A 23,830-nucleotide genomic window follows, 5' to 3' on the forward strand; every position below is an offset into this window, starting at 1 on the left:
GCTCCTTATTTCTTGGAACGTCGCGGCGCGTGCGTCGGGTCGTGGCGCTTGAGCCAGTCGAAGAACTCGCCGTACCAGAGCTGGCTGTTGCGCGGCTTTAGGATCCAGTGGTTTTCGTCCGGGTACCAGAGCAGGCGGGCGTCCACGCCGCGGGCCTTGAGCGTGTTGTAGTAGGCCAGGCCCTGGGCGTCGGGCACGCGGTAGTCCATGGCGCCGTGAATCACCAGGGTGGGCGTGCTCATGTGCTGGGCGAAGGCATGCGGGCTCTGCGAGGCGATCTTGGCCGGATCGTCCCAGTACCAGGCGCCCAGCTCCTTGGCGTGCCAGGTGTAGGCGTCGTCGGCGAACATGGCCTGCCAGTCATAGCAGCCGGCATGGCAGATATAGGCCTGGTAGCGGCCGGGTTTCACATGGCCGTTCATCCAGGCCACCATATAGCCGCCGTAGCTGCCGCCGGTGGCGAAGACGCGCTTGCTGTCGGCCCAGGGCTGCTTGAGCAGCCAGTCGGTGCCGGCCTCCACGTCCTGCAACTCCAGCTCGCCCCAGCGCTGGGTGATGGAGTCCTTGAAGGCGTAGCCGAAGCTGGAGGAGCCGTGGTAGTTCACGCAAGCCACCACATAGCCCTGGGCGGCAAAGACCTGGGCATTCCAGCGGAAGTGCCAGGCGTCACCAAAGGCGGTGTGCGGGCCGCCGTGGATCAGGTGCAGGATGGCGTACTTCTTCTTGGGGCTGAAGCCGGGCGGGTAGACCAGCCACATCTGCACCTCGTCGCCCTGGGCGCCCGGGTAGCTGACGGGCTCGTCGCGGCCCCAGGCGAAGCCGGCCAGCAGGGCGTCGTTGAAGCTCTCGATGCGGCGGGCGCGGCCGCCCTCGTCGGCGCGGCCCTCGGCCTCCAGCACCGACAGGCGCGGCGGATGCTGCACGCCGTCGTGCTGCACCACCAGGGTGCCGGCCGCCAGGTCGAAGCCCGTCGTGTGGCCGCCCTCGAAGAGCACATGGGCGGCGCAGGTCTTCACATCGAAGCGCCAGAGATGGCTGCGGCCCTGTTCCTCGGCGCAGAAGAGCAGGCCCAGATCGTCCTCGTCCCACTGCAGCGGAGCGCTGACTTCGTAGTCCCAGCCCTCGGACAGCACGGCCCAGTGGCCATGCTGGTCCAGCACCGCCAGCTGGCTGGGCATGGTGTGCTTCTTGCCAAGGTTGGAGGCCAGGAAGGCCAGGTGCGCGCCGGCATGGCTGTAGCGCGGGGCCTGGAAGTCCCAGTCTTTGTCCTGCAGCAAGACCTGGACCTTGCCGCTGCGCAGCTCCAGCTCGGCCAGGGCGTAGCAGTGGTCCAGACGCTTCTCGGCCGCGGGGTCGAAGGCAAAGATGATGCGCTTGCCGTCCGGCGAGATGTCGAAGGCGTTGGCGTCCGGATCGGCGCGGGTGAGCTCGTAGTCCGTGCCCTCAAAGAGGTCCGTCACCTTGCCCGTGGCGGTGTCCAGCACATGCAGATGGGCCACACGGCCCATGGGCAGGTTGTGGTCCCAGTAGCGGTAGAGCGACTCCTCGGTGACGTAGCCCGTCTCCTTGCGCTCCTTGAATTCCTTGTGCGCCTTGGCCTGGGCGGCCGCGCCCTTGAGCTTGGGCCAGACCCAGGAGATGAAGGCGATGCGGCGGCCATCCGGGAACCACTTGAAGGCCTCCACGCCAGTGGTCACGGTGGCGGCGCGGCGGGCCTCACCGCCGTCCGGCGCGATCAGGTAGAGCTGGGCTTCCTCGTCCTTGCTGCCTTCCTGCTCGCGGCGGGCGATGAAAGCGATCTGGTCGCCCTTGGGGCTCCATTTGGGCTGGCCGTCCTTGTCGCCGGCCTGGGTCAGGGCACGCGGCGCACCGCCCAGGGTGGAGAGCAGCCAGAGCTGGGTCTGGCTCTTGTTCTTCTCCATGGAGTAACGGGTCAGCGAGGCCACGGCCTGGGCGCCGTCCGGCGAGAGGCTGGGTGCGCCCACGCGCTCGACCTGCCACAGCGCCTCCACATCGAAGGGCTTTTTGGCCGTGCTGGGGCTGGTCTTGCGGCTGGATTTCAACGGGGTTTGACGAGTTGCCATTGCAGATGGGTCTTGACGGTGGGCCATTCGGGGGCGGTGATGCTGTAGACCGCGGTGTCGCGCAGGGTGCCGTCGGGCATGCGCAGATGGCTGCGCAGCACGCCGTCGAGCTGGGCGCCCAGGCGTTCGATGGCGCGGCGGCTGGCGGTGTTGAGGCGGTGGGTGCGGAACTCCACGGCGATGCAGTCCAGCTGCTCGAAGGCATGCTGAAGCAGCATCAACTTGCACTCGGTGTTGAGCGCGCTGCGCTGCACGCGCGCGGCATACCAGGTGGAGCCGATCTCGACGCGGCGCTGGGCGTCGTCGATGTTCATGAAGCTGGTCATGCCCGCAATGCGGCCCTGGTCGTCAAAGACGGTGAAGGGCAGCATGCTGGCCTTGTCCTGCAGGCCCAGGCGGCGCTGGATCTCGGCGGCCATGCCCTCGGGATGCGGCACCGTGGTGTACCAGAGCTTCCAGAGTTCGCCGTCGCGCGCGGCGTCCTGCAGCCCGGCCTCATGGGCGGGGGAGAGCGGCTCCAGGCGTGCGTGCCGCCCCGTCAGCGAGACGGCTTGGCACAGGGCGGCTGCGGGCGGCTGCGTCATCTCAGCAGCAGCTTGCGCGCCAGCCAGCGCCCCAGGCCGCAGCCCAGCAGGATGAAGACCAGGCCGATCAGCTGCGGCAGCTGCCATTCGGTGGAGGCAATGAAGTCATAGCCCAGCAACTTGCCCAGCTGCCAGCCCCCCAGCGCGCCCAGGACAAAGCCCAGCGCGTCGGCCAGGCCCTGACGGAATTCCTGGCCGCCGCTCATCGGTTGCGGCTCTGCATGAAGACCAGCTTCTCGAACAGGGTCAGGTCTTGCTCGTTCTTGAGCAGGGCGCCGACCAGGGGCGGGATGCTGACCTTGTCCTCACCGCTGTGCAGGGCCTCGACCGGGATGTCCTCGGCCAGCAGCAGCTTGAGCCAGTCCAGCAGCTCGCTGGTGGAGGGCTTCTTCTTCAGCCCCGGCAGATTGCGCACATCGAAGAAGGTCTTGAGCGCGGCGGCCAGCAGCTCCTTCTTCAGGCCGGGGAAGTGCACGTCCACGATCTGCTGCATGGTGGCGGCGTCGGGGAACTTGATGAAGTGGAAGAAGCAGCGGCGCAGAAAGGCGTCCGGCAGCTCCTTCTCGTTGTTGGAGGTGATGAAGACCAGGGGCCGATGCTTGGCCTTGATCAGCTGGCGCGTCTCGTAGCAGTAGAACTCCATGCGGTCGAGTTCGCGCAGCAGGTCGTTGGGGAACTCGATGTCGGCCTTGTCGATCTCGTCGATCAGCAGGGCCACGGGCCGCTCGGCCTCGAAGGCCTGCCAGAGCACGCCCTTGACGATGTAGTTGTGGATGTCCTTGACCTTCTCGTCCCCGAGCTGGGAGTCGCGCAGGCGGCTCACCGCGTCGTACTCGTACAGACCTTGCTGGGCCTTGGTCGTGCTCTTCACATGCCATTGCAGCAGGGGCAGACCCAGGGACTGGGCCACTTCCTCGGCCAGCATGGTCTTGCCGGTACCGGGCTCGCCCTTGACCAGCAGGGGGCGCTTGAGGGTGATGGCGGCGTTCACCGCCAGCATCAGATCGGCCGTGGCCACGTACTGCTGGGAACCTTGAAACTTCATGTTTTCCATCAAAGACATCCGGGGCCGCCCCAGTATAAGAGGCGCTGCAGCCCCCCCTACAATCGGCAACGCAACGATTGCAGGCCGTAGTAGTACAACAACCGATTCTGGGGACTATGAAGAAACTTCTGCAGATCTCGCTCGCCTTGACCGCTCTGGCAGGCGCCAGCACCATGGCCCTCGCCCAGGATGTGGCGGCGGGACAGAAGAAGGTGGCCATGTGCATTGGCTGCCATGGCATCCCGGGCTACCAGTCCAGCTTCCCCGAGGTTTACAAGGTGCCCATGATCTCGGGCCAAAACGCCAAGTACATCGTGGCCTCGCTCTCGGCTTATGCCAAGGGGGAGCGCAAGCACCCCACCATGCGCGGCATCGCCCTGAGCCTGTCCGATCAGGACATGGCCGATATCGCGGCCTTCTATGAGCAGCATGGCAAGGGCGCTCCCGCGCCCGAGCAGGTGCGCGAGCCCAGTGCCCAGGTCAAGGAACTGCTGAACAAGGGGGCCTGCATCTCCTGCCACGGTGCCAATTTCAGCAAGCCCATCGATGGCAGCTACCCCAAGATTGCCGGCCAGCATGCCGACTATCTCTATGCGGCCCTGAAGTCCTACCAGGCTGAGGGTAATCCCGTGGTGGGCCGCAGCAACGCCATCATGGCCGGTCAGGTCAAGCAGTTCAGCACGGCCGAGCTCAAGGCCATGGCGGCCTATCTGGCCTCCTTGCCGGGCGAGCTCAAGACGGTGCCCCAGAGCCGCCTGCGCTGAGACTCACGCGCTCGCAGCGCGCACAAAGCCGCCATGAGGCGGCTTTTTTTGCGCTGATGCTTAGCCGCCGCTGAGCGCTGCGACGATACTGCGTGGCGTCCGTGCCGCCGGACAATTGCTTGACCATGCTGAAGAAGATCCCGACCCCGCAAGTCCGACTGGGCATGTATATCCAGGCCCTGGAAGGTTCCTGGCTTTCACATCCCTTCTGGAAGACCCGCTTCGTGCTGACGGACCAGGCCGATCTGGACGCGCTGCACGCCAGCGGCGTGCCGGCCGTCATCATCGATGTGAGCCTCGGTTGTGATGTCGCGGCTGCGGTGGCTGCGCCCGCCCCGCCGCACCAGGCGCAAGCACCCCGCGACCTGCCGCCGGCGGAGCCGGCGTCTGGCCAGGCGCCTCGCCTGAGCATGGCGGAGGAAGTGGCCCGCGCCGCCCAACTGGTCAATCGCTCGCGGCAGGCCGTGATCAGCCTGTTCGGCGAGGCGCGCCTGGGGCGTGCCATCGATACCGAGCAATGCCTGCCCCTGGTGGAGGATGTGGCCAATTCCGTGGCGCGCAATCCCAGCGCCCTGATCAGCCTGGCCCGGCTCAAGACCAAGGACGACTACACCTATATGCATTCGGTGGCCGTCTGCGCCCTGATGGTGGCCCTGGCCCGCCAGATGGGCCTGGACGAGACCCAGACCCGGGAAGCCGGCCTGGCCGGCCTTCTGCACGATGTGGGCAAGATGATGATGCCCCTGGAGGTGCTGAACAAGCCGGGCGCGCTGACCGACCCCGAGTTTGCCGTCATGCGCACCCACCCCGAGCGGGGCTACGAAGCCTTGCGCGAGGGCGGCAAGGTGTCCGAGCCGGTGCTGGACGTGTGCCTGCATCACCACGAGAAGATGGACGGCAGCGGCTACCCCAAGAAGCTCCGCGGCGATCAGATCAGCCTGCTGGCGCGCATGGGGGCGGTCTGCGATGTCTACGACGCCATCACCTCCAATCGCCCCTACAAGACGGCCTGGGATCCGGCCGGCTCCATCCAGCGCATGGCCCAGTGGCAGGGGCATTTCGACCCCTTGGTGTTCCAGAACTTCGTCAAGAGCGTGGGCATCTTCCCCGTGGGCACCCTGGTCAAGCTGGCCTCGGGACGCCTGGCCGTGGTGGTGGACCAGAATCCCGCCAATCTGGTGGCACCCATGGTGCGGGTGTTCTATTCCACGCGCTCCAAGATGCCCATTCCCGTGCAGCTGCTGGACCTCTCCCAAGCCAGCAGCAATGACAAGATCGTGAGCCGCGAGGCCCCGCAGGACTGGGGTTTCAAGCAGCTCGACGAGTTCTGGTCCAAGCCGGCCGCCTGAGGGGCTGGCCCGACTCCGTACAAGCCCCATCAGGTGAATCCCCGCCCCCGTGGCGTGAGGGCGCTTCCTACACTCGCGCCACCACTGCCACGATCGCTGGGAGATTTTGATGATTCGCCTGAAGACGTCCTGCCAAAGCCTTTTTGCCCTCAGCCTGCTGGCTGCGGCCTGCCTGGCCCAGGCCCAGACCCTGCGCTGGGCCAGCCAGGGTGATCCGCAGACCATGGACCCGCACTCTCAGAACGAGAGCATGACCAATATGATCAATGGTCAGGTCTATGAGCGCCTGGTCAAGCGGGACCGCAACCTGAACATCGTGCCGGGTCTTGCCACCGAGTGGAGCCAGACCGGCCCCATGACCTGGCGCTTCAAGCTGCGCCCCGGCGTGAAGTTCCATGATGGCTCGGCCTTCACCGCCGATGATGTGGTCTATTCCATCAATCGCGCCAAGGAGCCGACCTCCCAGGTCGCGGTCTACGCCAATGCGCTGGGCACCCCCAAGAAGATCGATGATCTGACGGTCGAGTTCCAGCTCAGCACGCCCAATCCCATCTTCCTCCAGCATCTGGATTCGATGTGGATGATGAGCAAGTCCTGGAGCGAGAAGAACAAGGCCACCAAGCCGCTGGACTTCAAGAACAAGGAAGAGGCCTTCACCAGCCGCAACAGCAACGGCACCGGCCCCTACATCCTGGTCACCCGCGAACCCGGCGTGAAGACGGTCTACAAGCGCAACCCCAACTGGTGGGGCAAGTTCGAGGGCAATGTCCAGGAGATCGTGTTCACGCCCATCTCCAACGATGCCACCCGCCTGGCGGCCCTGGTGTCGGGCGAGATCGACTTCGTGCTGGACCCCGCGCCGCGCGATGTGCCCCGCCTGCGCAACACGCAGGGCGTGAAGATCGTGGATGGCCCCGAGAACCGCGTGGTCTTCATCGGCATGGATCAGGCGCGCGACCAGCTGCTCTACGGCAAGGCCCCTGGCGACAAGAATCCCTTCAAGGATCAGCGCGTCCGCAAGGCGCTCTACCAGGCCATCGATGTCGAGACCATGCGCACCAAGCTCATGAACGGCTTGAGCGTGCCCACCGGTGGCCTCACGCCCTCGCCCCTGGGCTCTTACAACGACCCGGCCATCGAGAACCGCTATCCCTTCGATATTGCCGCGGCGCGCAAGCTCATGGCGGACGCCGGCTATGCCGACGGCTTCGAGGTCACGCTGGACTGCCCCAACAACCGCTATATCAACGACGAGGAGATCTGCCTGGCCCTGGCTACCATGTGGGCCCAGCTCAAGGTCAAGGTCAAGGTCAATGCCATGCCGCGCGTGACCTATTTCCCCAAGCTGGAGAAGCTCGATACCAGCATGTACATGCTGGGTTGGGGCGGCGCCATCACCGATGCCGAGACCACGCTGACCCCGGTGCTGCGCAACCGCGGCGAGAAGGGCGTGGGCTCCTACAACTACGGTAATTCGCGCAATGACAAGTTCGACCAGCTGGCCGCCCAGAGCAGCGTGGAGGTCGATCCCAAGAAGCGCGAACAGCTGATCAAGGCGGCCCTGGGTGAGTACAAGGAGCAGGTCCATGTGATTCCCCTGCACCGCCAGATGATCCCCTGGGCCGCGCGCAGCAATGTGAGCGTGGTCCACCGCGCCGACAACTGGTTCGAGGTGGCCTGGGTCAATATCGGCGCCAAGCCCTGAGCGGCCGGGGCGGGCCCGGGGAGTAGGGCCCGCTTTGCGCCCCTGATGCGGGTTTTGGAGGACGGCATGGCTGGCGATACTGCCCAGCCATGCCGTTTTGCTTTGCGCCTCCCATGAAGTCCACTCCGTCTTGCTCGCCAGTCCTCCGTTCCAGGTCTGCCGCGCCGCGCCGCGCCGGCACCGGGGCCAGTCTGTTGCTGCTGCTGGCGCTGGCGGCCTGCGGGGGCGGCGGCGGGGATAGCGGCACCGAGAGCGGCAGCGGTGGCAGCACCGTCAGCGAATCCACCCTCAGCGGCGTGGCCGCCGTGGGAGCGCCGCTGGGCGGGGCGCAGATCAGCGTCATCGACGCGCAGGGTAAGACCCTGGGCCAGGCCACGGCCCACCCGGTGGAGGGCAGCTACAGCCTCAAGCTCAGCGGCAGTCTGAGCGCGCCCCTGATGGTGCAGGCGCGCGGCGTGGATGCCAGCGGTCAGCCCCAGCTGCTGCACTCCAGCGTGCCCAAGGCGGCACAGGCCATGGTGGCCCATGTCACGCCCCTGACCCAGGCGGTCACGGCCCTGGCCCTGGGCGCGGAGCCGGCCGGCGTCTTTGCCAAGGGCAGCGAAAGCGCCAGCACCTTGGCCGGCCTGGCCCAGAGCGTGGCGGCGGCCGACTTTCTCAAGACCCTGATCAAGGCCCAGTTCACCGATCTCAAGATCACGGACACCAGCAAGTTCGACCTCCTGGCCGAGGCCGGCTTTGCGGCCAACAAGGGCAGCCACGATCTGCTGCTGGAGAGCCTGCGCGTGGGTCTGGGGCGCAGCGCCCAGGGCGCCAGCGAGCTGCAGCTGGCCAACAAGTTTCTGCCCGGCGCGCCCTATGAGGTGCGCATCGATCTGGCCCTGGCGCGCGCGGAGCTGGCCAAGACCAGCGGCGCCGCGCCGGCCAATGCCATCACCAGCACGCTCAAGGCCACGACCAGCGCCACCGGCGTGCTGCCCAATCTGGGCCAGATCGATGAGCTGGGCGTGGCCCTGAACAAGCTCATCGCCCAGGGCGCCGACGCCGCCACGCTGCAGGCCTATGCCGGCCTGGCCAGCTATGACAAGCACAACGGGCGCAGCAAGGCCGAGCTGGCCACGCTGCTGGCCGGCTACGCCAGCAAGAACTGGCAGCTGGGGCGCTTTTATGTGCTGGGCTGCGCGGATGACACGGTGAGCCAGGGCAATTGCAACCGCGTGCTGGTCTCGGCCCCGGTCAGCGACAGCAGCGGCACCGTGGTCGATCAGTTCAGCGACGCCCTGAGCTACAACAAGAGCGCCGCCACCGGGGTACCCAAATGGGGCCTGATCGGCAACGGCAAGCGCCTGGAGTTCCGCGTCCAGCCCCTGGCCTGGCTGTCGCTGGAGGCCGATGGCAGCACCAGCAGCGGCCTGAGCGCCGGCAATCCCAGCCAGGGCGTGCAGCTGCTGGTGCAGGCGCAGACCGCGGCCGGCACCGCCTTGCTGGACAAGGCCACGGTGCAGACGCCCGGCGGCTTCAGCATTCCCCTGGCCTATTGCCAGCAGCGCTGGCTGTGCATCAGCCCCACGGCCGGTGCCTCCAGCGCGGTCTCCAGCGGCCCGGTGGCAGACACCTTGCTGCAGCCCGCCATCCTGGGGTGGCTGGGCAGTGCCGACACCTTGCGCAATGCCAAGTACCTGGCCAGCTTCACGCTCGGTGGCACCACCGAGATCCAGCCCACCTGGTTGCGCCATGAGCTGAGCAGCACGGCGCCCGCGGCCAGCCGCTTTCCCGTGCTGGACGGCGTGTCCGCCAGTGCGGTGCTGAGTGCCTCCAGCTTGCAGGCGGGGGCCAGCCTGGCCTGGTCCACCTGGGCCAAGGCCAATCCGGATCTGCGCCTGAGCCTGGTGCGGACCGTGCTGGTGCTCGCTGGCTCTGCCGGCACAAGGGTGCAGGAGTTCCGCCCCGCGGCCGCGGTGGGCGGCAGCACGCTCAGCTTGCCGGCGGGCGCCTACACCCTGCCCACCGGCAGCGGCAGCGCCCAGGCTTATGAGCTGTGGCTGCGCGCCCAGGACGGCGCTGGTCGCATCTACGACACCCGCTACCGCGTGCAGCCCTGAGTTGCATTCGCTTGCAAGCCCGAGCCGGCCTCATGCCGTCCGGGCTGGCCTGAGCGGGGACAATTCGCAGCCCTTGTATTGCCGATTTTTCCCAGTGTGAAGCGCGAGCCCGCCATTTTCTGTTCCACCGCTTATGACGACGCCGAGTTCCGCGCTCACGGCCGCACCCGTGTACAGATAGATGGGCGTCTGCTGCGCATCGATGCCTGGGGCCCCTTCAATCTGGAGCTGGTGCAGGCCCAGATCCGGCTCTTGCGCAGCGAGGTGAAGCCCTTGCTGCCGCTGGAGGGCGGCTTTGTCGAGCTCATCCACTATCACGACAGCATCCTGATGCCCGAGCCTGCCTGGCAGGCCTTGCAGAGCTTTGTGGACCAGTCTGCGGCCCTGGGCTTTGCGGCCCAGACCACCCTGATCCTGCTGGGCGAGGAGGTCGAGGGAGGCTTCATGTTCGCCGAGCGCCTGGCCTCGATCTGGGCGCGCAGCCGGCCAGTGCAAGTGCTGAGACGGGCCGACGAGCTGGAGGAAGCGCTCCAGCGGGTGATGGCCGGACTGCCCACGCCGGGCACGCAAGCTCCCGGTCACTTTGGTCTGGACACCAGTTCGAGCGCAGCTGCGTCAGAACTGGCGGCCCAGAAGCAGCCAGGCGCGGCTGCGTGAACTGCTGGGTTCGGCCTGGGATGGCCCGCCTTGCACGCCGCGCGCCAGGGCGAGATCCAGCATCCAGCCCTGCTGCTGGTAGCGCAGGCCCAGGCCCATGCCGGCCAGGCTGCGCTGATTGGTCTGCGTTGGCACGGCCAGGCCTTGCGGGCGAGCATTGAGCCTCACGCTGCCGGCGTCCAGGAAGGCATAGGGTGTCCAGGCCTGGATGGCGTAGCGCAGTTCCAGCTGGAGCAGGGCGCCCTCGTCGCCAATGCCTTCGCTCAGGGGATAGGCGCGAATGCCCGTCGGCCCGCCCAGGCTGAACTTTTCCGAGGAGTCCAGATTGCGGTCGGCGGCCTGTAGGGTGAGACGCCCCATGAGACTGAACGGTGCACTCTTGAAGGATTGCAGGCGCACCAGATCCAGCACGGCCTTGCCATACACGCCGGCCGCACGCACGCCGCTGAGCTGGTCCAGCAGATTCTGGGTTTCACTGAGTCGCAGCTGCCCGGCACTGAAGCTCAGTGCGCCATAGCTGACCCCGCCGCCTGCCAGCTCGTCGCTGCGGTCGAACTGAAAGCTCAGCGTGGCCGCGCGGCTGGACTTGCGGTCATCAAGACCGGCCAGGCCCTGGCGGTCACGCAGGCGCTTGTGCTGAAGCGCGCCGGAGACGCTCAGATTTGCCCGTGTTGAGCGGATCAGCGGGTAGCTGAGCGTAGCGGCGGTCACCTGGGCCGTCCCGGTCGCGTCCAGGGCGCTGAACTCGCGGGCCAGCTGGTAGCTGGTGCGGGCCAGACTGAGCTGGGCGCGCAATCCCGACACGCCCAGGGGGCGGCCATAGCCGACACTGCCTTGGGTCAACTGCTCGTCGCTGCGTATCAGGCTGGCCGTGAGCTGGTCGCCCAGCATGAAAGGGCTGTCCATCTGGGCATTGGCTCGCAGGCGAACCCTGCCGGTGTAACGGTCGCCATGGTTGTCCAGGGACAAGTCCAGGCGCCAGGGCTTTTTGCGCTGCACATCGACCCGCAAATCACCCTGGCCCGTGGCCTGACCGGGCCGAATCAGCGGCGTGATGCCGATGCCCGGCTGATCGGCCAGGATCAGCAGACGGCGTTCAAGCTGGCTCACTTCGATGGGTGCGCCCGCCCCCAGCGGCGTTAGAAAGGCCTGCGCCTGGGCTGTCAGAGAGACCTCGCCCGTGGCCGCCAGCTCGCCATAGCGCCCCTCCAGGATGCCTACCGCGACCACGCCCTGGCTGATGGTCTGAGGCAGCAGATAGGCCCGCGAGAACACATAGCCGGCGCGACGGTAGTGCTCGGTGATCTGTTGCACCATCTCCCGCAGGCCCTCGAGGTCCAGCTTGCGACCGATGTAAGGCTGCACCAGGGCCTGCAGCAGACTCGCATCAAAGAGTGTGTTGCCGGTGAAGGCCACCGCGCGCAGCTCAACCTGGGCGCCGCCGGTGGGCAGCGTCGGCTCGGCCGGCGTCTCGACGGGGATGGTGATGGAGGGCTTGGGGGGCGGTAGCTGCGGGGGCTGGTTCTCGCGCAGCACCCGTCCGGCGTCGGGCGGCACGGGAGTCTGCGCTATTGCTGCAGACATAGCGCAGCCAAGCACCGAAATAGCGAGAGCGGCGTGCGTTAGCGAGGCGGTGTGCTTCATGGTGGGGCGAGCTGGAAGTGGTAGGAGCGGGGGAGGCTGGGTGGGCGCGGCAGGGCCGCGCAAGCATCAGGGTGACGCCGTAGCCTCCTTGCGCAGACGTTCCTCCAGCTGCTGGAACTGCGTTTGCAGATCAGGCAGGCTGGGTGTGCGCACCCCGCTGCCGCGGAGCTCGGGTACCAACTGGTTCAGGGCTTCTTGCGGGGGCAGTCCGTCGGCGGTCTGCAACTGAATGCTTACAAGCCGCGGACTGACCGGCCTGCCTCCATCCGGCAGGAAAACCACGCCGCCGCCCTTGGCCTGGCTGGGCTCCGGCGGCGGGGGCACCCGCTGCCAGGCGCTGCGCGTGTCGGGCAGGATTTCCAGATAGCCAGGCTCGCGCATGAGCAGGTAGTTGCTGTTGCTCAAGGCGGAGGCGTCGATGGCATAGCGCCCTATGGCCTCTCCCGGCTGCCTCACCAGGCTGCCCGTGAGCATGTCCCCGGGCAGCAGATTGCCGCTGCGTAGCGACCAGGTCAGCAGCGGATCGTTTTCCCCCAAGTACTTGCTCAGCGAGTCCGGCCGAATGCTGAGCGGCCGAGGTTGAATGTTCAGGCTGCCGTTCTGCGTGCTGATCAGGTAGTCGGGATTGGACAAGCCAGAAACGTCGATGCGGTAGCTGCCCACTTGCTGGCCGGCATCGCGGCTCAGGCTGCCCTTGAGGGTGTCGCCGCTGATCAGCTCGCCGCTGACCACGCTCCAGCTGAGACTTGGATCGCTATCGCCGTAGATCTTGTTCTTGTCGTCCGCTCGGATGCTGATGGGCCGACGCTGGATGCTGAGCGTGCCGCTCTGGGCCGAGATCAGGTAGTCGGGGTTGCTGAGGGCAGAGGCATCGATGCGGTAGCTGCCCGCCGCTTGGCCGGCCTCGCGGCTGAGACTGCCGCTGAGGCCGTCACCGCTTACCAGGGTCCCGCTCACCACGCTCCAAGTCAGGCCGGGATCGCTATCGCCATAGGTTTTGCTCTTGCTGTCGGCCGCCACCGTGATGGGGCGTTGCAGGATGCTCAGGCTGCCTGGTACATAGCTGATGTCGTAGTTCGTGCTGCTCAGGCCCTGGGGCATGAGCGCATAGCTGCCGGCGCGAATGGCGCCCTGGCTGGCGCCGCTGAAAGCCAGCGTGCCGCCCAGCACGGCGGCACTTTCACCGTTGACGAAGCCGCTGTAGCTGACGCCGTTGCCTCCGGCAAAGGCACTGCCGTCATAGGTCTTGCTGGCATTGATGGCCGTCACGCTCAGCGGTGCCGGGCTGATGTTCAGGCTGCCTGGGGTGTTGCCGCTGGCGGCGACCTGGAAGCCGCTGCGCAGGATGTTGACGCCTATGCCGGTATAGCTGCCTGCGTTGGTGAAGCCCGTGACGTTGCTGCCATTGAAGACGAAGGTGTAGTCATTGCCCGGAACCCAGGCGCTGTAGCTTGCGCCAAAGATGTCGGCCGCGGACCAGAGGCTGGCCAACTCGTAGGGTGTTCCCCGGTACGTTCGGCTGCCACCGGCCGGCCCCAGGGTGTAGGCCAGCGAGACGGGGCCTGCTGCGCTGTTGAGATCGCTGAGGATGTCGGCAATGCTGCGGTTGTCCAGACTGGCGCGCAGGGTGTAGTTCTTGCTCTGCCCCGGCGTGAGCGTGCCCGCGCTGAAGATGATGCCGATGCCGGTGTCCGCGGTGATGCTGTTGCCCTTGCTCAAGGCGTTGGCGGCCGAGGTCATGCCGCTGAGGTTTGAGTAGAAGGCCGACCCATAGCCCACCTTGGAGTCGGCATCGGTCGAGAAATAGACGATCTTGGCGCTGCTGCCGGCGGCCGTGAAGTAGTTGCCGCTGCCGGCGCTGGTGGCGCTGACCACGCTGGCCGTGTCACCCGCCGCAAAGGTCTGTTCGATCTTGTTGGTGGTGGTGAAGCCCGCGGAGCCGTCCTTGTCCTGCGTGTTGTCGGGGTCGAAGCTGCGCGCGTACTGCACATTCGTCAGATCGCTGCTGTCCATGTTGGTCAGCGCCACATTCAGGGTGAAGTACTTGTTGCTGCCGGCCAGCGAGACTTGCTGTTCGGTCTTGAGCTTGCTGTTGAGTACGGCCGAGTATTTCAGGGTGATGGCATTGCCTGTGCCCACCGGCAGGAACTCGAATACGGCGCTGTTGGCCGTGTTGGCGAAGTTGGCCTGCGAGACGGTGGTGCTGCTCTGGGTATAGCCCGCCGTGAAGAGCTCCACCGGTGCACCCGGCAGAAAGTAGTCGATGCGCAGATCGGCGCCGCTGCCAAAGCCGTCGGCGTCGCCCGTCATGCCCACGCCAGCGCCGGTGGATCGACCGAAGAACAGGGAGGGCTTGTTGGTGGTACCGAACTTGCCGCCGCTGCTGCCGCTGGAGCACGCGCTGCTGGCCGGGCCGCACACCCCCAGCTCCATGTACTTGTTGCCGAGGAAATAGTTGCCGTCCTTGATGGCGTAGCGCAGGCTGGCCTGATCGCTGCCCTTGCGCCATTGCACCGAGGGTGAGCTCACGGCCGCGCTGGCGCTGTAGTTGCTGCTGCCGCCCTCGGCGCTGGCCTGACCATAGAGAAAGATCACGCCGCCTGCCGAGGTGCCCGTGTGGGTGAGCGCCGCGTTGACGTTGATATTGTTGTCAGCCTGCAGGGTGAGCGTGTTGTTGGAGGACCAGGCGACGGGCGAGCTCACGGTGATATTGCCCTCGCTACCCGTGCCGGTGCAGGTGACGCCCGTACAGCTGCCCGTGGTGGTGAGCGTCACATCGCCGCTGCCCAGGGCGCTGACCACGGTCGAGGCCAGGCTCGCGTCTATGTCCAGATTGACCGGGTCCAGCAGCCAGCGGGCGGCTTGTACCTGGGCTGTCGGGCGGCTGTGGAACACCTGCCCCGAGGTTTCGACGAAGCCGGCCGGCGCCTTGATCGAGCCATCCAGATTCAGCACGCCTCCGTGGGCGAACAAGATGATCTCGCCATTGGCGCCGCTGTGTAGGGACTGGGCCTCGGTGATGCCGCTGTGGTTGATGACGCTGGCCGTCAGGGCGTTTGCGGCCTGGGCCTTGAGCCAGATGCGCCCGCCATCGGCGCGGATGGCGCCACCCTGGCTGATCTCGGTTTCCAGGGTCTCGTTGTCCACTTGCAGCAGCACGGGCCCGCCCAGGTCCAGCGTGGTGCGGCTCCCCGCTCCCAGCGCCACCTGGCCGGCCGGGGCCTGGATGGTTCCGCTGTTGATCACACGGGCCGCCAGCAACGCAACAGCGCCGCCGCTGCTCGCTTGAATGCTGCCCTCGTGGATGATAGAGGCGCGGCTACTCCCCTCGAAGCGGTAACGGCCCGCCGTCAGGTCCTCGGACTGCAGACTCAGTGTGGACGCCACCAAGCTGCCCACATTCACCTGAGCGCTGGGGGTGAACCAGATGCCGTTGGGATTGAGCAGAAAGACCTGACCATTGGCCTTGAGCGTGCCCTGGATGGTGGACACCTCGGTGCCCAGCACCCGGTTGATCGCCACGGCGCTGCGACCGGGTTGGACGAACTCCACGCTGCGCCCGCTGCCTATGCTGAACTGCTGCCAGTCCAGGGCGAGGCGCTGGCTTTGTTGCGTGATTCGCAGGCCCTCGGCCGTGCTGCTCACCTGGCCTTGACCGCTGAGCAGCTGGGCACCACTGGGTAGCGCGGCCGGCGCGGCCAGGAGCGGCCCCACCGGGCCGGCGCACAGCAGGGCCAGCAGGCTCAAGCGCGGGGCGTCTCGCAGACGGCGCCGCACGGAGCCGGGGTGGAGGCTGCGGGTCTGGCGATGGCTCGACATGGGGCACGCTCCTGCGCAGCCAGAAAATTGCGGCGCGCATGTCCGGTATAGCCGATCTGAACCGTATCGAGAAATCCTGCTGTGGGACTCGGGATAGCCGTGTTGCCAATCTGGCGAGAACCAAACACAAGGCTTGACGGCAGCCGTTTTCCGGTGCTTCAGGCCGCAATCTCCCCCGCCCGTATGGCCATGCGCACGGCCTCGGCCGTGGTGCTGGCCCCCAGGCGGCGGCGCACGCGGCGCAGATGGTTCTCCACCGTGCGCTCCGAGATGCCCATCAGGCTGGCCGCCTCGGCCTGGCGCTTGCCCGCCGCCATCCAGCGCATCACGGCACGTTCACGCTCGGTGAGCGTGCCGGGCTGCGTCGCGGCGACCAGGGGCCGGGCCAGGGCGCTGGCGCGGCGCAGCGCGGCCTGACCCACCAGGCTGAGCGCCAGGCGGGTGGCCAGGGCGTCGTCGATATGGCGGCCGCCAAAGCTGATGGCGCCCATCAGCCCATGCGGGCCGAACACCGGCACCTGCAGACCATGTATGCCCGGGCCGCGCGGCGTGTGGACGATGCGGTAGGTCTCGGCGCCGCGTTCGCCGCGCTTGGTCCAGAAGAAGGGCTGCTCGGTTTCCAGGATGTGGTGGTTGACCGGGCAGTGGCGCAGATAGGTCTTCACATCCACCACCGTGCCATCGCCCAGCCAGTCGCCCTCCACCCAGTAGAGCTCCTCGATCAGCTCGGCGCGCGTGGGCGTGGCGGAGTACAGCACAAAGCGGTCATAGCCCAGGGGCTGGGCGAAGGCCCGCACCGCCCGGGCCAGGCCCGCGATGGTGTCGCTGCGCTCGATGGCTGCAACGCAGCGCACCAGGGCCTGCATGCCGTGCTCCGCGCTGCTCACGCCGCTCAGCCCAGCGTCTGGCGCGCCATCTCGTCCAGCAGGGCGCGCGCCGCCAGCTGGCCCAGGGCGTTGGAGGCAAAGGGACTGTCGCCGGTGATCAGCTTGCGGTCCTGATGCACCGCACCCGTCACATCGCTGTTCAGCAGGCGCAGGCCCTGGGCCTGCAACTGCTCGCCGAAGAACCAGGTCAGGCCGCCGGGCATATAGCCCAGGGCCGGGGTCTGGCGGTCCAGCGCGTCGGGGAAGGCGCAGATCGCGTAACCAGCAAAGGGGGAGGGCTGCTCGCCAAAGGCGCCGGCCGCCAGCAGGGCCGCCGGACCGTGGCACAGCGAGACCACGTGCCGCTCGCGTGCCATGGCCCAGCGCAACACCCGCGCCACGGCCTCGCTGCATGGCAGGCCGATCAGGGCGCCATGGCCGCCGGGGATGAAGACCGCCGCGTAATCCGACTGCCCCCGCTCCAGCGCATCGGCAATCTCAGCGAGCCGGCGCGGGGCCTGGAACTGCGGCAGGTAGCGGCGGTGCAGATCCACGATGGCCGCCTCTTCATGCGGCATGGCCCACATCTCGAACTTGACCGAGTTGCCCGAGAGCGTGGCGATCTCGAACTCAAAGCCGGCGCGGTCCAGGTGGTGCATGGGCACCAGGGTCTCCACCGGATGGTTGCCGGTGGAGAAGAGCTTGCCCGTGTCGGTGGGCAGATAGCGCTCGTCGGCGGCAATCACCAGCACCTTGAGCGGGCCGCGATAGGGCTCGGGATAGCTGTCGCCCTCCAGCGGCGTGCGCGGGCTGGTGAACTGCTGCAGCGTGTACGCCGAGGGAAAGAAGGCGTTGAACTCCGCCGCGTCGGGCCGGGGTTGCTTGCTGGGATCCTGGTCTGTGTTGCTGCTCATGAGTCGAACTCCTGCTTGAGGCGTGATGGGATGACGCTCATGGTGGCCGCCTCGGGGCTCCGGGGTTTGAGGGGAAATCCCTCAATCTGCATCGGCATGCTAGCGCGGGCTGCCGCATGGGCGGCGGGCAGCCGCGATCCCTTCCTTGCGCCTCATCCCGCCGCCCTGCCATCGCGCGGGCCCTCGCCGCGGGAGCCGCAGGAGCCGGCGCACTCCCGCCCAGGCCGGGCCCGGTTCTCGCACAATCGTGCCCATGCCTGATACGCCCACCCCCTTGATTTGGCTGGCCGGCGCCAGCGGCCTGGTCGGTCGCGCGCTGCTGTGGGAGCTTGGCCAACAGCGTGGCCAGGAGAGGCCCGTGCCGCCCGTGCTGGCCCTGCTGCGCCGGCCCGCCCCGAGCCTGCCGGTGCAGACCGCCCTGGTCGACTATGCCCAGCCCGCCAGCTTTGCCGCCTTGCCCGCGCCCGGCCAGGTGTTCATCGCGCTGGGCACCACCATCGCCCAGGCCGGCTCCCAGGCTGCGTTTCGGGCGGTGGACTTCGACGCCGTGCTCACGGTGGCCCGTGCCGCCCGGCAGGCCGGTGCCAGGCGTTGCGCGCTGGTCTCCGCGCTCGGCGCCGACCCGCGCTCATCGGTGTTCTACAACCGGGTCAAGGGCGAGGCCGAGGCTGCCCTGGTCGCGCTGGGTTTCGAGCGCCTGGTGATCGCGCGGCCCTCCCTGCTGGACGGCGAACGCGCCAGCCTGGGCCAGCCGGCGCGCCGCGGCGAGCAATGGGCACTGCGCCTCATGCGCCCCGTCGCCGGCCTGATCCCGGCGGCCTGGCGCCCCATCACGCCCGAGCGCGTCGCCAGAGGCCTGCGGCTGGCGCTGGCGCAAGAGGGGGCGGCGGTGCAGGTGCTGGACTCTGCGGCGTTGCAGACGGTGGGGGATTGAGGGCGGGGCGGGCTGGATTCGGGCGCCCGAGGGACTGGCCGCATGCGCTGCGGCATGCGGGTGCCGCCTAGTAAACGGCATGTGCGAGCGCGGATCTTGGCGGAGACGGTGAGATTCGAACTCACGGAGGGGTATAAGCCCTCGACGGTTTTCAAGACCGTTGCCTTAAACCACTCGGCCACGTCTCCGGATTCAGTCGCAAATTTTAGAGGCAAGCTGGTGGCGAGCCGCTGGTTTTGCCTGCGTTCACGTCGCTAGCGCGACATGAACTTCGGCGCAATGCCCGCCGTTGGCGGTCATTGAACAAGACCGTTGCCTTAAACCACTCGGCCACGCTTGCTTGACTTGACGCGCATCCCTTGCAGACGCGCGGCCCGCATTCTAGCCTCCCGGCACCTGGGCCTGGGCGCATTCGACCTGGATGAGTTCGCGGCGGCCGCCGTCCACGCGCAGGGCGCTGAGCTGGCCGCCCCAGACGCAGCCGGTGTCCAGCGCGGCGAGGTCGGGGCGCAGCAGCTGGCCCAGGGTGGACCAGTGGCCGAAGGCGATGGGCGTGCCGGCGCTGCGCCGGCCGGGCACGTCGAACCAGGGCATATAGCCCGGGGGCGCGGCGTCGGCGCCGTCCTTGGTCTTGAAGTCCATGCGACCCTGGGCGTCGCAAAAGCGCAGCCGGGTCAGGGCGTTGATGATGCAGCGCAGGCGCGGCACGCCCCGCAGGCCCTCGTCCCAGCGCTCGGGTTCATTGCCGTACATCTGGGGCAGGAACTCGGCCAGCTCGGGGCCGCGCAGCAGGGCCTCGACCTCAGCGGCCAGGTCCAGGGTCTGCTCGGTGCTCCAGGCCGGCAGCACGCCGGCATGCACCATCAGCCAGCCCTGGGCAAAGCAGGCCATGCGCTGCTGGCGCAGCCAGTCCAGCAGGGCCTCGCGGTCGGGGGCGCTCAGGATCTCCTGGGCGGTGTCGCCTTTGTGGGGCTTGCGCACGCCCGCGGCCATGGCCAGCAGATGCAGATCGTGATTGCCCAGCAGGCAGGTGGCGGCGCCGCCCAGGCCCTGCAGGCGGCGCAGGGTGGCCAGGGAGGCCGGGCCGCGGTTGACCAGGTCGCCCAGCAGGTAGAGCCGGTCGCGCGAGGGGGAGAAGTCCAGGGTGGCCAGCAGGCGCTCGAAAGCGTCGCAGCAGCCTTGTAGGTCGCCGATCAGGTAGTGCATAGCGGGATTGTGCTGTCTGAAGCGTCATGCGCTTCTGCTACCCTTGCGGCCTTCTGAAAAACCGGCGCGACTGCGGGAAAACCCTGGACGGCGCGCTCTCGATGGACACTGCTCTTGTTATCTTCCTGATTCTTCTCAACGGCCTCTTCGCCATGTCGGAGATGGCGCTCACCGCCAGCCGCAAGGCGCGATTGCAGGTGATGGTTGAGGGCGGCGAATCAGGCGCGCAGGCCGCCATGGACCTGCACGAGAACCCGACCAAATTTCTGTCCACGGTGCAGATCGGCATCACCTCCATCGGGGTGCTGAACGGTATCGTGGGTGAGGCGGCCTTCTCCGGCCCCCTGGCTTTGTGGCTGCAGGGCGTGCTGAGCATGCCCGAGCGCGCGGCCCAGCTCAGCGCCACCGGCCTGGTGGTGGTGATTCTGACGGTGCTGACCATCATCTTTGGCGAGCTGGTGCCCAAGCGCCTGGGCCAGATCTATCCCGAGACCGTGGCCCGCCTGGTGGCGCCGCCCATGGAGTTCCTCTCCCTGGTCGCACGCCCCCTGGTCAAGCTGCTGAGCTTCTCCACCGATGCCACCCTGGGCCTGCTGGGCCTGCGCGGCAAGGTGCAGCGCGGCGTGACGGAAGAGGAAATCGCGGCCAGCCTGGAAGAGGGCCTGGACGCGGGCGTGATCGAGGAGCAGGAGCACCAGATGGTGCGCAATGTGTTCCGCCTGGACGAGCGCCAAGTGGGCTCCATGATGATTCCGCGCGCCGAGATCGCCTGGCTGGACATCGAGGACGGCGCCGGCCCGGTGCTGGAGATGCTCAAGGCCCATGGCTACAGCCGCTACCCGGTGTGCCGCGGCGGTCTGACCGATGTGGTGGGCGTGGTCTCGGCCCAGCATCTGCTGCAGCGTGTGCTGGCGGGCCAGCCGCTCTCGCTGGCTGAAGACCTGGAGGCCCCGATCTTCGTGCCCGAGACGCTCTCGGGCATGGAGCTGCTGGAGCATTTCCGCGGTTCGGACGCCCAGCTGGTGTTCGTGGTGGACGAGTACGGTGAGGTGCAGGGCGTGATCACGCTGCGCGATGTGCTGGAAGCCATCGCGGGCGAGTTCTCGGCCCCGAGCGATGGTGAAGCCTGGGCGGTGCGGCGCGAGGACGGGAGCTGGCTGATGGATGGCCTGATCCCGGTGCCCGAGCTGAAGGACCGCCTGGGTATCAAGGAACTGCCCGAAGAGGATCGTGGGCGCTACAACACCCTGGCCGGCATGATCATGCTGCTGCTGGGGCGCTTGCCGCGCACGACCGATGCGGTGGAGTGGGGCGCGTGGAGATTCGAGGTCGTGGATCTCGACGGCAAACGTGTGGACAAGGTGCTGGTCACGCGACTGGCGGATGAAGACGGAGATGACGAGAAATGAGCAACCCCCCGATGTACGGCAATCTGGTGCCGCTGGATCGTGAGCAGCACAAGAACCTGCGCCTGAAGGCCGAGTTGCCGACGGTGGAGCGCGCTGCCAGCCTGAATTCGGTGTTCCTGGCCGCGGTGGAATTCAATGAAGCCTGCAAGGAATACCCCATCGTGTTCGTGCGCGTGGGCGAGGCCGGCAAGGACGGCGCCCCCCAGGCCATCGCCCCGCTGGCGGTGTTCGGCCTGAAGCCGGGCAGCAATCTGTTCGTGAAGGACGGCGCCTGGAAGGCCAACTACCTGCCGGCCTATGTGCGCCGCTACCCCTTCGCCATGGCCCGCATCGACAGCGGCGACCAGGTGGCCGTGTGCTTTGACGCCGATTGGAAGGGCTTCTCGGAGACCGAGGGCACCTCGCTGTTCGCCGCCGATGGCCAGCCCAGCGAGTTCACCGTGAACGCCCGCAGCTTCCTTGAGAACTTCGAGCGCGAGGCCGAGCGCACCCGCCTGTTCTGCGAAGAGCTGCTGAAGCTGGACCTGCTGCAGGACATGCGCTTCGAAGCCACCCTGCCCAATGGCGAGAAGCTGGACGTGGACGGCTTCCTGGCCGTCAACGAAGAGAAGCTGGCCAAGCTGGAAGACGCCAAGGTGGTGGAGATCTTCCGCAACGGCATCGGCGCCCTGATCGAGATGCACCGCGTCTCGCTGGGCAATATGAGCCGCCTGGCTCAGCAGCACGCCGACGCGGCCGCCACCGCCGCCGCCTGAGCGTCGCGCTGAGGCGGACCCGCCTCGCCGTCCAAGCCGCCGCCAGCCCTCAGGGCCGGCCGCGGTTTTTCTTTGTGCGGCGCTTGGCGGCGGGCCTGCTCGCTATCCCTGTGCGGGTTTGTCCATGCCCCGGGGGCGCAGCGCCTCGCTAGCATGGTTGACAGGCAGCCATGAGAGGGCGACCCGTGTTGGCAAGCGAGGCTTTTCTGTCCACGCCCGAGATGCAGGCCCTGCTGGGCGAGCAAGGCCTGGTTCAGGCCGTGATGGATTACGAGGCGGCCCTGGTCCGCGCCCAGTCACGGCAGGGCCTGATCCCGCCGTCGGCGGCCCAGGCCATTGCCAGCCTGTGCCGGGCCGAGCTCTATGACGTGGCCGCCCTGGTCGCGGCCAGCGGCCGTGAGGGCAGTCTGGTCTCACCCCTGGTGCGGCGCCTGCGCGAGAACGTGGCCCTGTTCGACCCCCGGGCCGCCGCCCATGTGCATGGGGGCTGCAGCGACCAGGATGTGCTGGACACCGTGTTGCAGCTGCAGATCCGTCGCGCCCTGGGCCTGATCGAGGAGGAGCTGCTCGGCCTGCTGGGGCGTCTGCTGGATCTGGCCGAGCAACACCCCGTCTGTCCCTTGCTGGCCCGCAGCGAGCTCCAGCCCGCCGGGCCAAGCAGCCTGAGGCAGCGGCTGCATCAAAGCTGCGCGCCCTTGCTGCGCTGCGCCCAGGCGCTGCGCCAGCAGGCGGGTCAGGCCCTGCTCTTGCAGCTGGGGGGGCAGGGGGGCGGCATGGCCGCCATGGGCACGCAGGGGCCGGCCGTGGCGGCGGGCATGGCGGCCGAGCTGCGCCTGGGGCGGCCCGAGGGCGCCTGGCACACCCAGCGCGATCGCGGCTTGCGCCTGGCGGCCGAGCTGGCGGTGCTGAACACCGAGCTGGCCAAGCTGGCGCGCACATGGCTGCTGTTGGCCCAGCCCGAGCTGGCCGAGCTGAGTTTCGAGGCCGGCAGTGGCGCAGGGCCGGGAGGGGCTCCCGGGCTGTCGGCCTGTCTGCAGGCGCTCACCGCGGCCCGGCGTGCCCCGCCGCGCCTGGCCAGTTTGCTGGCCAGCAGCCTGGAGCAGGCCTTGGAGGGCGGACCGGGCGCCTGGCAGAGCGAGCTGGCCGAGTGGGGCGGCTTGCTGCAGGGCAGCCACGCCGGCCTGTGCGCCCTGAATCGGGCGGCCGCGGCCCTGCGCCTGCAGTCCCAGCGCATGCGCGAGAACCTGGTGCAGCAGCATGCCCTGGCCTTTGTCGAGGCCCAGTGCCCGGCTGGGGTGACTGACGCCGCGGCCTTGCCGGAGGTCTTCGATCCCGAGCGCGTCGCCCAGCGGGCCGACGACAGCGTGGCGGCCGAGCTGCTGCGCCTGCGCGCGGCCTGGACCGCCTTTATGGATCAGCCCTGTGCGCACTACGACACATCGTCGTCCGCGCTGAACGGCCGGCCCTAGAACTAGCGGTGTGCAGGCGGCGCCGGGCGGCTACATTGCAGTGCGGACCGCAGTTTTTGCGCGCTCCGCGTCAGAGGGAGACACGATGGAAGGCATGCAGGGTTTGACGCTGCTGGGCGCTGGTCTGGGAGGCGCTGCCCTGGGCGCTGGGCTGGTGTTTGTGTGGCTGGGCCGGCGCCTGCGTGAGGCCACCCACCGGATCCAGCACCTGGATCAGGCGCGCCAGCAAGTCGGGCAACAGGTGAGCCAGGCGCGGCGTCAGGTGGAGCAGCTCCAGCGTGAGCTGGCCGATCTGCGCCTGCATGGAGCCGCCCACGGTGCCCGCCCCCATGGCGGCGCCACGCCTGAGGCCGGTCGCACGGCGGCTGAGGTGTTCCTGCCCCTGCCGCCCGGCGAGGCCAAGAGCGGCAAGGAAGCGCGTGATCCCTTCGCGCCGACCCAGATCCTGAATCCGCGGCGCTGATCCGCGGCGCCGGGCAAGTCCTGGCCCCACCCGCCTTGCCGGGCCTTCCGGCCCGCCCTGT

At 67.8% G+C, this 23,830-nt stretch carries 19 protein-coding genes and 1 tRNA gene; 10 read left to right on the plus strand and 10 right to left on the minus strand.

The genetic code is table 11. From position 1 onward, the window contains the following. Positions 1-5: 5 nt before the first annotated feature. From DFR39_RS17655 to DFR39_RS17670, 4 genes are read right to left on the minus strand one after another with little or no spacing between them, the layout of a single operon-like run. A complete protein-coding gene (locus tag DFR39_RS17655; RefSeq protein WP_133605159.1) occupies positions 6-2,084 on the minus strand; it encodes a S9 family peptidase in 2,079 nt (692 codons plus the stop codon). After that, positions 2,060-2,668, minus strand: a complete 609-nt coding sequence (locus DFR39_RS17660) for a GNAT family N-acetyltransferase (protein ID WP_133605160.1) — start codon at positions 2,666-2,668, stop codon at positions 2,060-2,062. Before DFR39_RS17660 ends, DFR39_RS17655 begins: the two co-directional genes overlap by 25 nt. Next, positions 2,665-2,874 (minus strand): hypothetical protein, encoded by a 210-nt coding sequence (locus tag DFR39_RS17665; protein WP_133605161.1) that lies wholly within the window; start codon positions 2,872-2,874, stop codon positions 2,665-2,667. The genes DFR39_RS17660 and DFR39_RS17665 overlap by 4 nt, the downstream gene beginning before the upstream one ends. Next, positions 2,871-3,713, minus strand: coding sequence for an AAA family ATPase (locus DFR39_RS17670; RefSeq protein WP_133605162.1), 843 nt, complete (start codon positions 3,711-3,713; stop codon positions 2,871-2,873). Before DFR39_RS17670 ends, DFR39_RS17665 begins: the two co-directional genes overlap by 4 nt. A 116-nt stretch (positions 3,714-3,829) precedes the next feature. Here DFR39_RS17670 and DFR39_RS17675 point away from each other — a divergent pair, with 116 nt between their 5' ends. From DFR39_RS17675 to DFR39_RS17695, 5 genes are all read left to right on the plus strand, one after another. After that, positions 3,830-4,477, plus strand: coding sequence for a c-type cytochrome (locus DFR39_RS17675; protein ID WP_133605163.1), 648 nt, complete (start codon positions 3,830-3,832; stop codon positions 4,475-4,477). A 125-nt stretch (positions 4,478-4,602) separates the two neighbouring features. Beyond that, positions 4,603-5,826 carry a cyclic di-GMP phosphodiesterase gene (locus tag DFR39_RS17680; RefSeq protein ID WP_133605164.1) on the plus strand — a complete coding sequence of 408 codons (1,224 nt, stop codon included), beginning with the start codon at positions 4,603-4,605 and terminating at the stop codon, positions 5,824-5,826. A gap of 109 nt (positions 5,827-5,935) precedes the next feature. Then, a complete protein-coding gene (locus tag DFR39_RS17685) occupies positions 5,936-7,531 on the plus strand; it encodes an ABC transporter substrate-binding protein (protein WP_133605165.1) in 1,596 nt (531 codons plus the stop codon). Between the two features lie 194 nt (positions 7,532-7,725). Continuing rightward, positions 7,726-9,633 (plus strand): hypothetical protein, encoded by a 1,908-nt coding sequence (locus DFR39_RS17690; protein WP_211343902.1) that lies wholly within the window; start codon positions 7,726-7,728, stop codon positions 9,631-9,633. Between the two features lie 96 nt (positions 9,634-9,729). After that, on the plus strand, positions 9,730-10,290 hold the full coding sequence (locus tag DFR39_RS17695) for a hypothetical protein (RefSeq protein ID WP_133605167.1): 561 nt from the start codon (positions 9,730-9,732) through the stop codon (positions 10,288-10,290). On the opposite strand, the gene DFR39_RS17700 is transcribed toward DFR39_RS17695, so the two are convergent. From DFR39_RS17700 to hchA, 4 genes are all read right to left on the minus strand, one after another. Further along, positions 10,249-11,874 (minus strand): ShlB/FhaC/HecB family hemolysin secretion/activation protein, encoded by a 1,626-nt coding sequence (locus DFR39_RS17700; protein ID WP_162849574.1) that lies wholly within the window; start codon positions 11,872-11,874, stop codon positions 10,249-10,251. The two genes, DFR39_RS17695 and DFR39_RS17700, sit on opposite strands and share 42 nt — an antisense overlap. Before the next feature lie 126 nt (positions 11,875-12,000). Then, on the minus strand, positions 12,001-15,753 hold the full coding sequence (locus tag DFR39_RS17705) for an MBG domain-containing protein (protein ID WP_133605169.1): 3,753 nt from the start codon (positions 15,751-15,753) through the stop codon (positions 12,001-12,003). Positions 15,754-15,911: 158 nt separating this feature from the next. Continuing rightward, positions 15,912-16,640, minus strand: coding sequence for a PA1136 family autoinducer-binding transcriptional regulator (locus DFR39_RS17710; protein ID WP_246030883.1), 729 nt, complete (start codon positions 16,638-16,640; stop codon positions 15,912-15,914). 5 nt (positions 16,641-16,645) lie between these two features. Next, positions 16,646-17,533, minus strand: coding sequence for a glyoxalase III HchA (hchA, locus tag DFR39_RS17715; protein ID WP_133605170.1), 888 nt, complete (start codon positions 17,531-17,533; stop codon positions 16,646-16,648). Between the two features lie 253 nt (positions 17,534-17,786). On the opposite strand from hchA, the gene DFR39_RS17720 reads away from it, so the two are divergent. Continuing rightward, positions 17,787-18,467 (plus strand): Rossmann-fold NAD(P)-binding domain-containing protein, encoded by a 681-nt coding sequence (locus DFR39_RS17720; RefSeq protein WP_133605171.1) that lies wholly within the window; start codon positions 17,787-17,789, stop codon positions 18,465-18,467. 97 nt (positions 18,468-18,564) lie between these two features. Here DFR39_RS17720 and DFR39_RS17725 read toward each other — a convergent pair. Together DFR39_RS17725 and DFR39_RS17730 are read right to left on the minus strand one after the other, a co-directional pair. Next, positions 18,565-18,655 (minus strand) — tRNA-Ser (locus DFR39_RS17725). Positions 18,656-18,848: 193 nt separating this feature from the next. Then, positions 18,849-19,673, minus strand: a complete 825-nt coding sequence (locus DFR39_RS17730) for a symmetrical bis(5'-nucleosyl)-tetraphosphatase (RefSeq protein ID WP_133605172.1) — start codon at positions 19,671-19,673, stop codon at positions 18,849-18,851. A gap of 101 nt (positions 19,674-19,774) precedes the next feature. Between DFR39_RS17730 and DFR39_RS17735 the strand changes: the two genes are divergently transcribed. The 4 genes from DFR39_RS17735 (at position 19,775) to DFR39_RS17750 (ending at position 23,769) form a co-directional block, all read left to right on the plus strand. After that, on the plus strand, positions 19,775-21,082 hold the full coding sequence (locus tag DFR39_RS17735) for a hemolysin family protein (protein ID WP_133605173.1): 1,308 nt from the start codon (positions 19,775-19,777) through the stop codon (positions 21,080-21,082). Then, positions 21,079-21,837, plus strand: coding sequence for a SapC family protein (locus DFR39_RS17740; RefSeq protein ID WP_133605174.1), 759 nt, complete (start codon positions 21,079-21,081; stop codon positions 21,835-21,837). Before DFR39_RS17735 ends, DFR39_RS17740 begins: the two co-directional genes overlap by 4 nt. A gap of 185 nt (positions 21,838-22,022) precedes the next feature. After that, positions 22,023-23,306, plus strand: coding sequence for a lyase family protein (locus tag DFR39_RS17745; protein WP_162849575.1), 1,284 nt, complete (start codon positions 22,023-22,025; stop codon positions 23,304-23,306). Between the two features lie 85 nt (positions 23,307-23,391). Next, positions 23,392-23,769 (plus strand): hypothetical protein, encoded by a 378-nt coding sequence (locus DFR39_RS17750; RefSeq protein WP_133605176.1) that lies wholly within the window; start codon positions 23,392-23,394, stop codon positions 23,767-23,769. Positions 23,770-23,830: the final 61 nt, after the last annotated feature.

Source organism: Roseateles asaccharophilus, assembly GCF_004362405.1.
Taxonomy (GTDB): Bacteria; Pseudomonadota; Gammaproteobacteria; order Burkholderiales; family Burkholderiaceae_C; genus Kinneretia; species Kinneretia asaccharophila.

Bases quoted from the DNA above. Each gene is read 5' to 3' on its own strand.
- DFR39_RS17655 (WP_133605159.1), bottom strand. From the start codon at position 2,084: ATGGCAACTCGTCAAACCCCGTTGAAATCCAGCCGCAAGACCAGCCCC.
- DFR39_RS17660 (WP_133605160.1), bottom strand. From the start codon at position 2,668: ATGACGCAGCCGCCCGCAGCCGCCCTGTGCCAAGCCGTCTCGCTGACG.
- DFR39_RS17665 (WP_133605161.1), bottom strand. From the start codon at position 2,874: ATGAGCGGCGGCCAGGAATTCCGTCAGGGCCTGGCCGACGCGCTGGGC.
- DFR39_RS17670 (WP_133605162.1), bottom strand. From the start codon at position 3,713: ATGAAGTTTCAAGGTTCCCAGCAGTACGTGGCCACGGCCGATCTGATG.
- DFR39_RS17675 (WP_133605163.1), top strand. From the start codon at position 3,830: ATGAAGAAACTTCTGCAGATCTCGCTCGCCTTGACCGCTCTGGCAGGC.
- DFR39_RS17680 (WP_133605164.1), top strand. From the start codon at position 4,603: ATGCTGAAGAAGATCCCGACCCCGCAAGTCCGACTGGGCATGTATATC.
- DFR39_RS17685 (WP_133605165.1), top strand. From the start codon at position 5,936: ATGATTCGCCTGAAGACGTCCTGCCAAAGCCTTTTTGCCCTCAGCCTG.
- DFR39_RS17700 (WP_162849574.1), bottom strand. From the start codon at position 11,874: ATGTCTGCAGCAATAGCGCAGACTCCCGTGCCGCCCGACGCCGGACGG.
- DFR39_RS17705 (WP_133605169.1), bottom strand. From the start codon at position 15,753: ATGTCGAGCCATCGCCAGACCCGCAGCCTCCACCCCGGCTCCGTGCGG.
- hchA (WP_133605170.1), bottom strand. From the start codon at position 17,533: ATGAGCAGCAACACAGACCAGGATCCCAGCAAGCAACCCCGGCCCGAC.
- DFR39_RS17720 (WP_133605171.1), top strand. From the start codon at position 17,787: ATGCCTGATACGCCCACCCCCTTGATTTGGCTGGCCGGCGCCAGCGGC.
- DFR39_RS17730 (WP_133605172.1), bottom strand. From the start codon at position 19,673: ATGCACTACCTGATCGGCGACCTACAAGGCTGCTGCGACGCTTTCGAG.
- DFR39_RS17735 (WP_133605173.1), top strand. From the start codon at position 19,775: ATGGACACTGCTCTTGTTATCTTCCTGATTCTTCTCAACGGCCTCTTC.
- DFR39_RS17740 (WP_133605174.1), top strand. From the start codon at position 21,079: ATGAGCAACCCCCCGATGTACGGCAATCTGGTGCCGCTGGATCGTGAG.
- DFR39_RS17750 (WP_133605176.1), top strand. From the start codon at position 23,392: ATGGAAGGCATGCAGGGTTTGACGCTGCTGGGCGCTGGTCTGGGAGGC.